At 41.8% G+C, this 12,975-nt stretch carries 14 protein-coding genes and 1 pseudogene; 13 read left to right on the top strand and 2 right to left on the bottom strand.

Going from position 1 to position 12,975, the window contains the following annotated elements; genetic code table 11:
* Window positions 1-80: 80 nt before the first annotated feature.
* Window positions 81-1,217, top strand: a complete 1,137-nt coding sequence (rpsA, locus tag LQ216_RS08920) for a 30S ribosomal protein S1 (protein WP_230128953.1) — start codon at window positions 81-83, stop codon at window positions 1,215-1,217.
* Between the two features lie 144 nt (window positions 1,218-1,361).
* Here rpsA and LQ216_RS08915 read toward each other — a convergent pair.
* Both LQ216_RS08915 and LQ216_RS08910 read right to left on the bottom strand, forming a co-directional pair.
* Window positions 1,362-1,614, bottom strand: a pseudogene (locus LQ216_RS08915) (transposase); the annotation flags it as partial.
* A 299-nt stretch (window positions 1,615-1,913) separates the two neighbouring features.
* Entirely contained in the window at window positions 1,914-2,045 is a 132-nt protein-coding gene (locus tag LQ216_RS08910) for a YpzI family protein (RefSeq protein ID WP_230128952.1), read from the bottom strand.
* Between the two features lie 272 nt (window positions 2,046-2,317).
* On the opposite strand from LQ216_RS08910, the gene LQ216_RS08905 reads away from it, so the two are divergent.
* From LQ216_RS08905 to hepT, 12 genes are all read left to right on the top strand, one after another.
* Window positions 2,318-2,932, top strand: coding sequence for a hypothetical protein (locus tag LQ216_RS08905; protein ID WP_230128950.1), 615 nt, complete (start codon window positions 2,318-2,320; stop codon window positions 2,930-2,932).
* Window positions 2,933-3,094: 162 nt separating this feature from the next.
* A complete protein-coding gene (gene der / locus LQ216_RS08900; protein ID WP_230128949.1) occupies window positions 3,095-4,405 on the top strand; it encodes a ribosome biogenesis GTPase Der in 1,311 nt (436 codons plus the stop codon).
* A 16-nt stretch (window positions 4,406-4,421) separates the two neighbouring features.
* Complete coding sequence (locus LQ216_RS08895; RefSeq protein ID WP_230128948.1) at window positions 4,422-5,474, top strand: NAD(P)H-dependent glycerol-3-phosphate dehydrogenase; 1,053 nt, start codon at window positions 4,422-4,424, stop codon at window positions 5,472-5,474.
* 255 nt (window positions 5,475-5,729) lie between these two features.
* Entirely contained in the window at window positions 5,730-5,927 is a 198-nt protein-coding gene (locus tag LQ216_RS08890; RefSeq protein WP_117305081.1) for a DUF2768 domain-containing protein, read from the top strand.
* Between the two features lie 15 nt (window positions 5,928-5,942).
* Window positions 5,943-6,680: a hypothetical protein gene (locus tag LQ216_RS08885; RefSeq protein ID WP_230128947.1), complete on the top strand. Its 738-nt coding sequence runs from the start codon at window positions 5,943-5,945 to the stop codon at window positions 6,678-6,680.
* 396 nt (window positions 6,681-7,076) lie between these two features.
* Window positions 7,077-8,555: a stage IV sporulation protein A gene (gene spoIVA / locus LQ216_RS08880; protein WP_230128946.1), complete on the top strand. Its 1,479-nt coding sequence runs from the start codon at window positions 7,077-7,079 to the stop codon at window positions 8,553-8,555.
* Between the two features lie 340 nt (window positions 8,556-8,895).
* A complete protein-coding gene (locus tag LQ216_RS08875) occupies window positions 8,896-9,168 on the top strand; it encodes an HU family DNA-binding protein (RefSeq protein WP_230128945.1) in 273 nt (90 codons plus the stop codon).
* A 115-nt stretch (window positions 9,169-9,283) separates the two neighbouring features.
* The gene (gene folE, locus LQ216_RS08870; RefSeq protein WP_230128944.1) at window positions 9,284-9,850 is read left to right on the top strand and encodes a GTP cyclohydrolase I FolE; all 567 of its coding nucleotides are present in this window, start codon (window positions 9,284-9,286) and stop codon (window positions 9,848-9,850) included.
* A gap of 18 nt (window positions 9,851-9,868) precedes the next feature.
* Window positions 9,869-10,096 (top strand): trp RNA-binding attenuation protein MtrB, encoded by a 228-nt coding sequence (mtrB, locus tag LQ216_RS08865; RefSeq protein ID WP_230128943.1) that lies wholly within the window; start codon window positions 9,869-9,871, stop codon window positions 10,094-10,096.
* A 253-nt stretch (window positions 10,097-10,349) separates the two neighbouring features.
* On the top strand, window positions 10,350-11,186 hold the full coding sequence (locus LQ216_RS08860; protein ID WP_230128942.1) for a heptaprenyl diphosphate synthase component 1: 837 nt from the start codon (window positions 10,350-10,352) through the stop codon (window positions 11,184-11,186).
* Between the two features lie 3 nt (window positions 11,187-11,189).
* Window positions 11,190-11,906, top strand: coding sequence for a demethylmenaquinone methyltransferase (locus LQ216_RS08855; protein WP_230128941.1), 717 nt, complete (start codon window positions 11,190-11,192; stop codon window positions 11,904-11,906).
* 59 nt (window positions 11,907-11,965) lie between these two features.
* A complete protein-coding gene (gene hepT / locus LQ216_RS08850) occupies window positions 11,966-12,928 on the top strand; it encodes a heptaprenyl diphosphate synthase component II (RefSeq protein WP_230128940.1) in 963 nt (320 codons plus the stop codon).
* Window positions 12,929-12,975: the final 47 nt, after the last annotated feature.

Below are 12,975 nucleotides of genomic sequence, written 5' to 3'. Positions count from 1 at the left end.
AAAAAAGGGGATTATTCCGAATTACGAATTTATTAGATAAGAAATTCTGCAGAACAGTCATGGGTTAAGGAGGAGTCGTAATGACAGAAGACATGAACCAAGTAGAGGTAAACAACTATGAAGTTGGCGATAAGGTAAAGGCCAGAGTATCTAAAGTTGAAGAAAAACAGGTGATTGTAGATGTTGAGAACAGCAAAACTGACGGAATCATTCCGATCAGCGAGCTCTCCAGCCTGCATGTCGAAAAGGCTTCCGATGCGATTTCTGAAGGAGAAGAGCTAGAGCTTGAAGTCATTAAAGTGGAAGAAGAGGCTCTTATCCTGTCCAAGCGCAAAATCGACGCATTAAAGGCGTGGGATGAACTGGAAAAGAAATTCGAGTCAGAGGAGGTCTTCGAAGCCGAAGTCAAAGATGTCGTCAAAGGCGGTCTCGTTGTTGACTTGGGTGTGAGAGGATTTGTCCCTGCTTCGCTCGTAGAAGATTATTTTGTGGAAGATTTTGCCGATTATAAGAATAAAACATTAACGTTTAAAATTGTTGAACTGGATAAAGAAAAGAACCGCTTAATCCTTTCACACCGCGCTGTTGTACAGGATCAGAAAGAGCTGAAAAAAGGAGAAGTGCTTGATTCCATTGAAAGCGGCCAGGTTATCGAAGGTACCGTACAAAGAATCACGGACTTTGGAGCTTTCGTTGATATCGGTGGTGTAGATGGGCTTGTTCATATTTCTCAACTCTCGCACGAGCATGTTGAAAAAGCTTCCGATGTCGTGAAAGAAGGAGAAAAACTGAAGGTTAAGGTCCTTTCCGTTGACCGTGATAACGAAAGAATTTCACTTTCTGTTAAAGAAACCCTTCCTGGACCTTGGACGGATATTGCGGATAAAGCCGCAAAAGGGGCCGTTCTTGAAGGAGTTGTGAAACGCCTTGTTTCTTTCGGTGCTTTTGTTGAAATCTTCCCTGGCGTGGAGGGACTTGTCCATATTTCGCAAATTTCTCATAAACACATCGGCACACCGCAGGAAGTCCTGAAAGAAGGAGAAACTGTGCAGGTAAAGGTTCTTGATGTCAATGAAGCGGAGCAGCGTTTATCGTTAAGCATTAAAGAGCTCCAGGAATCACAGGCTAAAGAAGACTCGAATTATGAGCTTCCAGAAGAATCCAATGGATTTCAGCTTGGTGATATGATTGGGGAGCAATTAAAGAAATTTAAATAATGCCAGAAAAGCTGCACCAAATCGGTTCAGCTATAGATTGTCGACAAAAGGGGTTCGGAATGGTCTCATTCCGAACCCCTTTTTAGTGATTATTTCTATTTTTGCTTATTTGGAGTGTGAGTGGACCTCACTTAGCCTTATTTATTAGGTCATTTCTGGACCTTGCCATGTCCAGTTTGCCATCTTCTTCAAATTCATGGCAGCGAAAGTAAGCATCGCCTGCATCGACAATTTTTTAAGTCCCCTTAACTTTGTCCAACGCATGCCATGCTTTTCTTTTGCATCTGCGAATAGGCGTTCTATCGTTTTTGCGTTTCGCATAGATTGGTTTTACATCCTTGTGGTGTCGCAAATGATCTGTTTCCTCTACATAATCCTGCCAAATATGCCTCGTCACCTCAATCATTTTATGTATCCATTTTAAAATAGATGTTAGGAACGTTCCATAGTAAACGTTTAAAAGCCTGTTGATTGGAGTGGAAGGCGCGAAGACTCCTGCGGGAGCAGCGGGACAGGTGAGACCCCGCAGGAGCATGCGACGAGGAGGCTCACCGCCCACCCCGCGGAAAGCGAAGCGCCTGGAACGGAAATCAACAGACCCCATTAACAGGCCAAATAAAAAAATAACTGCAGGCAAACTCGATTTCATCCAGTTTGTCTACAGTCTGAAGCTGCACCAAATCGGTGCAGCTTTTTTTACCTTTTATTTCTGTCGCGTCTATCCGCACTTTCCATTTTCGTTGCCCCCGGTTTATCCAAGGCTTGGTCTCTATCGGATTCCACGGTCCTGCTCTCTCGTAATTTTTTCTCCTGACGATCTTTGCCCATTTTAACACCTCCTAAGTTTAGCGTTGCTATAATAAAAGAATTTATCCCGCTTTAACGGGCAGTAAGACCCCCACTTTAAGACTTGAATGGAAAAACAAGGATAAGTGGGGGAACAACTGCCTGTAAAAGTCCGATTGGTTCAACTAACCATCGGTGGGGGATGAACAAAACCCACACCGATGGAAGTTTCACTTTATCCACCGATTATGGCCGGCTTTCCCGTTTAATTCTCCTAGAAAGAAGACATAATGTTTCCTATAGGAGGAAATAGTATGGATGGATTGTTTTTTTATTGGATTTTATGGATGGCCTGGGTAATCGTGATGTTTTTTATCCCGAAAACATTTCAAGGCCGTTATTGGTTTTTATTCCACTTGCTTGTGGTTATGGTTTTAGCTGCATATGAGCTTCAGGTATACCGTTACGTGATTCATATTTCCTCTATGTACTTATTATTGGTTTGTTGCTTTTATATAAGAAATCAGAGTTTATGGAGAACCATCGAATTTATCGTTAGCAGCTTTATCATTTCTTTAGGGTACGCGTGCTTTCAGCTTTATGCAATGTTGGACCCGGTGTGGCTGATATTCAAGGCGGATTGGATGTTCGGCGTGTTAATTAATTACCTTGTCCTTCTTATTATTCATGAATGGAAGTTACGATTTGGCGCCCTGTTAGTCGGAATGCTCATAGGAGAGACTATTTTTTCGGGATTGTTACTCGGTAACTCGATCCCATATAAAGCAGGGTCTTATGCATGGTTGGATAGTGCTGTCCTTGTTTTATTGATGAATTTGACTTGGGCTTCATTGGAATTTATCAGTCGCTTAATCCAGGGGATGATTGCCAATCAGGGCGCGGCAAAAGGAGCGTCAAGGGTGAGATGATGTAGACAATCATTGTTGGTTCCTGAAAAATTTGATACTATATGATAGTTAGTCAAGGTTATTCTAGGAAAAACAAGAAATCACATGGAAATTAATGAAATTTTAACATAATTAATTGAATTCCATAAACACAGATAAACAGGCTTGAAAGGGTGGAGAAATATGCCGAAACCGGTAGTGGCCATAGTTGGGCGTCCAAACGTAGGAAAATCGACTATTTTTAATCGAATCGTCGGAGAACGGGTTTCCATTGTCGAAGATGTCCCAGGCGTGACTAGAGATCGAATATACAGCTCTGGCGAATGGCTGACACACGACTTTAACATCATAGATACAGGAGGAATTGATATTGGCGATGAGCCTTTCCTCGAACAGATTCGCCAACAGGCAGAAATTGCGATAGATGAGGCGGATGTCATTATTTTTATGACAAACGGTCGGGAGGGAGTGACCTCCGCTGACGATGAAGTGGCGAAAATCCTTTACAAATCAAAGAAGCCGGTTGTTCTGGCGGTAAATAAGGTTGACAATCCTGAAATGAGAGACCAGATATACGACTTTTATGCACTTGGTTTTGGCGATCCGTTTCCCATCTCTGGATCTCATGGTCTAGGGCTTGGCGATCTTCTTGATCAGGTGGCCGCCCACTTCCCGCAGTTTAATGAACAGGATTACGATGACGATGTCATTAAGTTCAGCTTAATCGGGCGGCCTAATGTCGGAAAATCGTCACTTGTCAATGCGTTGCTCGGGGAAGACCGGGTTATTGTAAGCGAAATAGAAGGTACGACAAGGGATGCGATCGATTCACCTTACACATTTAATGACAAAGAATACGTCATTATCGATACGGCAGGAATGAGGAAAAAAGGAAAGGTATATGAAAGCACGGAAAAATACAGCGTGCTTCGAGCTTTAAGGGCGATTGAACGTTCAGATGTGGTTCTTGTCTTATTAAATGCGGAGGAAGGCATTAGGGAACAAGATAAAAAAATCGCAGGTTACGCCCATGAAGCAGGCAGAGGTGTCATCATTGTCGTCAATAAATGGGATGCCATTGAAAAAGACGAGAAAACGATGAAAGAATTTGAAGAAAAAATCCGGGCGCACTTCCTTTTCCTTGATTACGCGCCAATCGTTTATTTATCGGCAAAAACAAAGCAACGAGTGAACTCTTTGTTTCCTATTATCGATCAAGTCAGCGAAGCACATGCGCTTCGTGTTCAAACTAATGTCTTGAATGAAGTAATCATGGACGCAGTAGCGATGAATCCAACTCCCACTCATAACGGCAGCCGGCTAAAAATTTATTATACAACCCAGGTTGCAGTAAAACCGCCGACCTTTGTCGTATTCGTAAACGATCCTGAGCTTCTGCATTTCTCATACGAAAGATTTTTGGAAAACAGAATTCGGGATGCGTTCAACTTCGAGGGGACACCTATTAGAATCTTTGGTCGTCAAAGAAAATAATGAAGAGGTGCTGAACATGACGCAAAAAAAGCAAAAAATTGCCGTAATCGGAGCAGGAAGCTGGGGAACCGCTTTAGCTCTTGTGTTGGCAGACAATGAACATCATGTTAGGCTATGGGGCCATAATGAAGAACGAATTAAAGAAATAAATGAGAATCGTACGAACCGAAAATACCTTCCGGAAATTGAATTGCCGCCTGGAATCACCGGTTACACTTCTTTAGCAGAGACGCTTGACGGAATGACGGACATCATACTTGCTGTACCAACTAAAGCGATCAGGGAAATCCTTAGACAAATCGTTAAAATTGTAAAAACTCCGCTTACGATCGTCCATGTCAGCAAAGGGATAGAGCCTGATACGCTTTTACGCATTTCAGAAATGATCGAAGAAGAAATGCCTGCCGGACTGCTTGATGATGTCGTGGTGCTTTCCGGACCGAGCCACGCCGAGGAAGTGAGCCTGCGTCACCCTACAACCGTTGCAGTGTCTTCTAAGAATATGGCAGCTGCCGAAAGAATTCAGGATTTATTTATCAACCAAAATTTCCGGGTGTACACAAACCCTGATATAGTAGGTGTTGAAATCGGCGGCGCCTTAAAGAACATCATTGCTCTCGCCGCAGGAATAACAGATGGTTTAGGATACGGGGATAACGCGAAAGCCGCACTGATTACGCGAGGCCTGGCAGAGATTTCGAGATTAGGAACCGCGATGGGTGCCAACCCGCTTACTTTTTCAGGTTTGACAGGGATTGGCGATTTAATTGTAACTTGTACAAGCATTCATTCCCGAAACTGGAGAGCCGGGAATATGCTGGGAAAGGGACAAAACCTGATTGAGGTCCTCGAAAATATGGGAATGGTTGTTGAAGGAGTCCGAACGACAAAAGCGGCTTACCAGCTTGCCCAAAAATATGATGTCAATATGCCGATTACAAATGCTTTATATAATGTATTGTTTAACGGCATGAATGTGAAGGATTCAGTGGACACTTTGATGAACCGCACCAAAACCGATGAAATGGAAGACCTGATTCACATTCTCGGATCCAGACTGAATGATTAAGCTGAAGGAAAACAGTTAGGAAACAATTATTTTAGAAAAATAGGCATTAGAGGATGCGTCTCTTTCATATCGTGCATACAATGCAACGTAGTAAACTAGTATTCTGACCTGGTTTTATGGGGGATTTAGTCAAATCGCAGAAGATATTATGTCTTCTGCTTTTTTTATATTCCTGGGAATGCTGTACTCAAAGTTAGTTGTATTCGGAAAAGTCGGCTTGTGTTATAATACTTTCGAATAAAGGAGTGAGGATCTATGACACCAGCATTGCAAAAAATGTGGATTTCATTTGCTGCTATGGGCTTTATGTTTATTTCTATCTTAACCATTTATTTAAGCCGCTATAAGCTTAAAGGGTTCCTTCGGGTCTTTTCTGCCATTTTTGCCTACATATTAATGATATTGGCTGGTTTGATTATATTTTTTGTCGTATTCAGCGGACCGACAGCATAGGTGAGGGAATTAGATATGATAAGAGTTAAATTAACGGCAATCCTGTTGATCGTATCTCTTTTTCTGACAGGATGTTTGTATCCTGATCAGGAAATAGCAGAGAAACAGGTTCCGTATAAAGAGCAGATACAATCTGTTCAAAGCGCGATTAACCAGTTCAAAGAAGACGAAGGCGGGATTCTGCCGATTAAAACGAAGCCGGCGGAAACACCTTATTATCAAAAACATCTTGTGGATTTCAAGAAGATTGCTCCTAGATATATGGCGGAACCACCAGGGAATGCCTTTGAGACAGGCGGGGTTTTTCAATATGTGATCATTGATGAAGAAACAAATCCAACGGCGAAAATATTTGATGTGAGGATTGCCCAGGAGATTCAGGATTTAAACCTTCGCCTGACCGCCTATAGACAAAAAAACGGCTATCCCCCGTATAAAGAGCGCCTCTCTGATGAGGTTTTTACATTGGATTATGAGAAGATGGGACTTAATGATGCACCGACCGTTATGAGTCCTTATTCACAAAAACAGCTGCCGATTATCATCAATTCCGATGTCGAGCTGTATGTGGATTACACCGCTGACCTTTATGATGCCTTGAAAAAAACGAAAAAAGGTTACAAACCCGGTGAGGATATCCGTTCAGTTCTGACGGATGATTCAGAATTTGTACCGGCGTATTCGTTGCCTTATACAATCGATGAAAAAACAAAAAAACCGATATTTTTGAATAAAAAAGCGGAAACACCTTGAATGAAGGATATCGACGTTAGCGTTAAATGGAACCCTTCGGATATACTTAAGGCTTTGACTCTTTGGTGACAACTTGTGCCTTTTAAGGTGAAAATAGTGCGTAGTTGTGTATAATTACTCACTTTCCAAAAAGTCCAAAATGATCGACTGATTCAAAATTTATATGTTCATAACAACAAAATTGGCATAACCCTTTTTCTGCAAAATATATTGTAGGGGAAGGGTTATTTCTTTATTTTATCCGAAAATACTTAACCTTAAAAATAGAAGCGGGGATACGGATTCCAAAAATTCTGGAATATATATTTAGGACAACATCATACACATATACTGTCCTAGATTTTTAAATAACGGATGATGCTATCCCAGGAACTCTAAATATCGGGAGGGGATACCTTGGAAAAGGTAGATATTTTTAAAGATATTGCAGAACGTACCGGCGGAGACATATACTTAGGGATTGTCGGCGCAGTGCGGACCGGTAAATCTACATTCATAAAGAAATTTATGGAACTGATGGTCATTCCGAACATCAGAACAGAAGCTGACAGGGCAAGGGCACAGGATGAACTGCCTCAAAGCGCCGCCGGGAAGACAATCATGACGACTGAACCGAAGTTTGTTCCTAATCAGGCAGCCACCGTGCATGTTGCCGATGGACTTGATGTAAACATCAGGCTCGTCGATTGCGTCGGGTATACCGTGCCAGGAGCAAAAGGGTATGAAGACGAAAACGGGCCGCGTATGATTCATACACCATGGTACGAAGAACCGATTCCTTTTCATGAAGCGGCTGAAATCGGCACCAGAAAAGTCATTCAGGAGCATTCTACGCTGGGAGTTGTGATTACGACAGACGGCACCATCGGTGAGATTCCGCGCTTCGATTATATCGAAGCGGAAGAGAGAGTCATCGAGGAATTAAAAGAAGTAGGCAAACCCTTCATCATGATTGTCAATTCCGTTCAGCCGCATCATCCTGACACGGTTGCTTTAAGGGAAAACCTTCAGACGAAATACGATATTCCGGTTTTAGCGATGAGTGTCGAAGGTATGCGCGAATCCGATGTACTAAGTGTTTTACGTGAAGCATTATATGAATTCCCTGTTTTAGAGGTAAATGTAAACCTTCCGAGCTGGGTACTGGTTTTGAAAGAAGATCATTGGTTGAGAGAGAGCTATCAAGAAGCTGTTAAGGAAACGGTTAAGGATATCAAACGGTTAAGGGATGTCGACCGGGTTGTCGGACATTTTAACGACTTTGAATTCATAGATCGTGCAAGCCTTGCCGGCATTGAAATGGGCCAGGGTGTCGCCGAGATTGATCTGTATGCACCTGATCAACTGTATGATGATATTTTAAAAGAAATTGTCGGTGTTGAAATACGCGGCAAGGATCATTTGCTTTCACTCATGCAGGACTTTGCCCATGCCAAGACGGAATATGATCAATATTCCGATGCGTTAAAGATGGTAAAGCAGACCGGGTATGGAATTGCGGCTCCATCGCTAGTCGATATGAGCCTCGATGAGCCGGAAATAATTCGTCAAGGATCTCGGTTTGGCGTACGGCTAAGAGCAGTTGCCCCTTCAATCCATATGATTAAAGTGGATGTGGAATCAGAATTCGCCCCGATCATTGGGACTGAAAAGCAAAGTGAAGAGCTGGTGCGTTATTTGATGCAAGACTTTGAGGATAATCCTTTATCAATCTGGAACTCTGACATTTTCGGAAGATCGCTGAGTTCGATCGTGAGGGAAGGAATCCAGGCTAAATTGTCCCTAATGCCTGAAAATGCACGTTATAAGCTTAAGGAAACGCTGGAGCGCATCATCAATGAAGGATCAGGCGGATTGATTGCGATTATTTTATAACTGTTCAAAAGCGAAAGAACCAGACCGGTGGGCTGGTTCTTTCGTGCGTGTAAAACCCATATTTGACGCATAATGGACTAATATATGCAATTTTTATGAAAAGATACTCATAATTTCTTGAATTTCCTTGCTTAGGCAAACCCTTTGTGATAATCTACATACAGAAAACGCATTACAGCGCCATTCTGACCCATTTATTAATTTTTCCGATATTATTTTCGGAAGAATTCTAATTATTGTTTGGGATCAAAGGAATTTTCACCTAATAACAAATCTCTATTATACTGTATTGGTAATATTGATTTTTTATACAAATCCTTTTTGAGAGGAGGTGAATGGCATGAACAAGACAGAATTAGTTAACGCAGTTGCAGAAGCAGGAGAACTTTCCAAGAAAGACGCGACGAAGGCTGTTGATGCTGTTTTTGATACAATCCTGGACGCTTTAAAAAGCGGTGATAAAGTACAATTAATCGGTTTTGGTAACTTCGAAGTTCGTGAGCGCGCGGCACGTAAAGGCCGTAACCCGCAAACTGGCGACGAAATCGAGATCGCAGCTAGCAAGGTACCAGCTTTCAAACCTGGTAAAGCACTTAAAGACGCTGTTAAGTAAGTACATACAGTACTTTAGGAAAAGGGGTTCACACGATATGTGTGGGCCCCTTTTTTGCTTATATTTTTCGAAGTATGCTAATATTGGGTTATATGTTTTTGTAGGAGGAAGTAGGATGGCAAACGTTGATCACGCCAAATTGGAAGAAGCGGTAAAAATGATTTTGGAAGCGGTAGGCGAAGATCCGGAGCGTGAAGGGCTTCTGGATACACCTAAACGTGTCGCGAGAATGTATGAGGAAATCTTTTCAGGATTGAATCAGGATCCGAAGGAATATTTTGAAACAATTTTCGGTGAAGATCATGAAGAACTTGTTCTTGTCAAAGACATTCCCTTTTATTCTGTCTGCGAGCATCATCTTGTCCCTTTTTACGGAAAAGCTCATGTTGCTTACATTCCGAAAAACGGAAGAGTGACCGGCTTGAGTAAGCTGGCAAGGGCAGTTGAAGCGGTATCAAGAAGGCCACAGCTGCAGGAGAGGATCACGTCAACCGTCGCTGATTCGATAATGGAAACGCTGGAGCCCCATGGCGTAATGATAGTCGTTGAAGCGGAACATATGTGTATGACGATGCGTGGCGTCAGGAAACCTGGTGCAAAAACGGTGACTTCCGCTGTCCGGGGTGTTTTTGCGGAGGATGCGCGTTCCAGAGCAGAAGTGCTTTCATTCATTAAGGAATAGATAGGCGGAGGCAGACAAATGGAAGAAAAACAGATAAAGGATTTTGTCGTCATAAAAGCAATGGAAGATGGTGTGAATGTAATCGGATTGACTCGTGGAACGGATACCCGGTTCCACCATTCAGAAAAGCTGGATTCAGGTGAAGTGATGATTGCCCAATTTACGGAGCATACCTCCGCGATTAAAATAAGAGGGAATGCGAAGATCTATACCCCGTACGGAGAGATTGAAAGTGAAAGAAAGTAGATCAGGTTCCTTGTCCTGAACCAATCTAAATCTCTGGGGATGGCGATATAGATTGACGTTATTATCGATTACCGGCATGAATCGCCTTTAATAGGCTGTCTTTGCCGGTTTTTTCATTTCTGGATACATAGACTTTCTATAAAAATAGTTACTTCAAACTACCATCACATTATTTTTATGTTATAATGATTTGTGCTTTTATACTGGAAAAACCGCATGCTGCGGATGAAACTTATCTTACGGGGATGCAAAGGTGATCTCATTGTTAAACATAGATACTCTATTGACAGAATTGAAGGAATTGATAGAAACAAAAGCTAATCATCCTTATTTACTCATGTTTTTAGAAAAGCCGAGTATTGATGACGATAAGCTGCTCTTGCTTATGGGTTTGTTTAACGAATTAGAGTTTACAGATGCAGAACGTAAAAAATATATAATATCTACGATGCTTGTGCAAATGGCGTTGGATACACATGAATTGGTGACCAATACAACACTACAGGCTAAGGATAATGGTTCTCAAAAAATCAGACAATTAACGGTGTTGGCCGGGGATTATTATAGCGGCCTTTACTATCAACTTCTCTCCGAAGTTGAAAATATTCCGTTAATCCGGGTTTTGGCAAGCGCAATAAAAGACATCAATGAAAACAAAGTTTTATTGTATCAAAAGTCATTGAATGAAATATCCGGACTTCTCGAGGCTGTAAAAACGATAGAATCGTCTTTAGTCAAGAAAGTGTCGGAATCCTTCAATAAGCCGATTTGGAGTGATCTTTCCGCTGACATCCTTCTCTTGAAACGTCTTCATATAGAAAAAAAACGTTATTTAGAAGGCGGACAATCGATCATTTTCGAATCATTTAAAAAAATTGCTTTTCCAAAGAAAGATAAAGCAGGGTCTTTATCAAAAGAACAGGCCGCTCATGTTCTAAACAAAATGGATCAGTGCATTACGAGTGTGCAAGATTCTCTCAGAAAAAAAGTAGAAAAACTTGGTTCCCAAAATGAAGGCCTGATAATAAGAATAGGCAGCATTTTGGAATATACGGCCGTTACGGCAAATTCAACCGTGGAAGAAGGGTGACCCATGCAGCAGTCAAAAGAACAAAGAGTTCATCAGGTGTTTGAAAAAATCTCTGGCAACTATGACAAGATGAATTCTCTCATAAGTTTCAGGCTGCACATCAAATGGCGCAAATATACGATGGGGAAGATGAACGTCCCAGAAGCTGCGACTGCACTTGATTTATGCTGCGGTACAGCTGACTGGACCATTGCCCTAGCGGAAAAGACGGGTCCAAACGGCCATGTTACGGGCCTTGACTTCAGTGAAAATATGTTGAAAATCGGCCAAGAAAAAATAAAAGATCTAAAAATGGATGACTACATAACATTAATTCAAGGAAACGCGATGGAGCTGCCCTTTGAAGACAACACGTTTGATTATGTGACAATTGGGTTCGGCCTTCGAAATGTTCCGGATTATATGCAAGTATTAAAGGAAATGAACAGAGTCTTAAAACCAGGAGGCATGGCGGTTTGTCTCGATACTTCACAGCCAACCATGATCGGGTATAAACAGATGTATTACTTTTACTTCCGCTTTATCATGCCGGTGTTCGGAAAACTATTTGCTAAAAGCTTTAAGGAATACTCATGGCTGCAGGAATCGGCCCGCGATTTTCCGGGAATGAAGAAGCTGGCCGACATGTTTAAAGCCGCCGGTTTTCAAAATGTAAGTTACAAATCTCATAGCGGCGGTGCTGCCGCAACACATTTTGGCTATAAATCCAAAATAGACTAACATTTTATCATTTCCTAAACGACAAGAAATGCATTTGCAAACTGGGTGGAGTGTAGTATATGAAACTTAAAATGTTGTATTCGTATTTGAATACAGATCTGCAAATAATTGAAAACGAATTAGAAGCTACCATTCAGGCTGATTCACCTATTCTCAGACAAGCATCCTTGCATTTACTGCAATCAGGAGGCAAGCGGATTCGCCCAGTTTTTGTATTATTGGCTGGAAAGTTTGGCAATTATGACATTCATGTCATGAAAAATGCTGCGATTTCATTGGAACTGATCCATATGGCCTCGCTTGTCCATGACGATGTCATTGACGATTCTGATTTGCGGCGCGGGGTCCCCACAATTAAATCAAAATGGGATAACCGAGTCGCCATGTATACAGGCGACTACATTTTTGCCAGGTCTCTTGAAATCATGTCTGAAATTAACAATCCACTCGCCCACCAGCTGCTTGCCCATACAATCGTCGAAGTATGTAAGGGAGAAATTGAGCAGATTAAAGATAAATTTGATTTTACCCAAAACTTGAGAACCTATTTAAAGAGAATTAGACGGAAAACGGCACTCTTAATTGCCTCTAGCTGCCAATTAGGAGCGATTGCCGCAGGAGCAGATGAAAAGGTGCACAAACAGTTGTTCAGATTCGGGTATTATGTCGGGATGACATACCAGATTACGGACGATATCCTCGATTTTACGGCAACCGAAAAAGAACTTGGCAAACCTGCAGGCGGCGACCTTCAACAAGGGAATATCACGCTCCCGGTATTGATTGCCATGGAGCAACCGCATATAAAGTCAATGGTTGAAAAAGTGCATGAAAATATCTCGAAGGATGAACTGACAGCGGTAATCTATGCAATCAATTCATCGGGTGCGATTGAAAAAGCCGCGGAGATGGGAAATGCCTACTTAGAAAAAGCATTCAAGGTACTCGAAACATTGCCTGCGAACCGCGCAAAAACTACACTTTCTGAAATAGCAAAATTCATTGGCAAACGAAAATTTTAAATTTCTCTCTCGTTCAAAGAAATTATAATTTTATTAATTTTGACAGA

Origin of the sequence: Bacillus sp. CECT 9360 (genome assembly GCF_918741275.1) — a bacterium.
GTDB lineage: Bacteria > Bacillota > Bacilli > Bacillales > DSM-1321 > Peribacillus.
This window is presented reverse-complemented; position numbering and strand designations above follow the sequence as displayed.

What these genes read in the sequence shown, in the direction of transcription:
- rpsA (WP_230128953.1), top strand. Translation starts at nt 81, where the DNA reads ATGACAGAAGACATGAACCAAGTAGAGGTAAACAACTATGAAGTTGGC.
- LQ216_RS08910 (WP_230128952.1), bottom strand. Translation starts at nt 2,045, where the DNA reads ATGGGCAAAGATCGTCAGGAGAAAAAATTACGAGAGAGCAGGACCGTG.
- LQ216_RS08905 (WP_230128950.1), top strand. Translation starts at nt 2,318, where the DNA reads ATGGATGGATTGTTTTTTTATTGGATTTTATGGATGGCCTGGGTAATC.
- der (WP_230128949.1), top strand. Translation starts at nt 3,095, where the DNA reads ATGCCGAAACCGGTAGTGGCCATAGTTGGGCGTCCAAACGTAGGAAAA.
- LQ216_RS08895 (WP_230128948.1), top strand. Translation starts at nt 4,422, where the DNA reads ATGACGCAAAAAAAGCAAAAAATTGCCGTAATCGGAGCAGGAAGCTGG.
- LQ216_RS08890 (WP_117305081.1), top strand. Translation starts at nt 5,730, where the DNA reads ATGACACCAGCATTGCAAAAAATGTGGATTTCATTTGCTGCTATGGGC.
- LQ216_RS08885 (WP_230128947.1), top strand. Translation starts at nt 5,943, where the DNA reads ATGATAAGAGTTAAATTAACGGCAATCCTGTTGATCGTATCTCTTTTT.
- LQ216_RS08875 (WP_230128945.1), top strand. Translation starts at nt 8,896, where the DNA reads ATGAACAAGACAGAATTAGTTAACGCAGTTGCAGAAGCAGGAGAACTT.
- folE (WP_230128944.1), top strand. Translation starts at nt 9,284, where the DNA reads ATGGCAAACGTTGATCACGCCAAATTGGAAGAAGCGGTAAAAATGATT.
- mtrB (WP_230128943.1), top strand. Translation starts at nt 9,869, where the DNA reads ATGGAAGAAAAACAGATAAAGGATTTTGTCGTCATAAAAGCAATGGAA.
- LQ216_RS08855 (WP_230128941.1), top strand. Translation starts at nt 11,190, where the DNA reads ATGCAGCAGTCAAAAGAACAAAGAGTTCATCAGGTGTTTGAAAAAATC.
- hepT (WP_230128940.1), top strand. Translation starts at nt 11,966, where the DNA reads ATGAAACTTAAAATGTTGTATTCGTATTTGAATACAGATCTGCAAATA.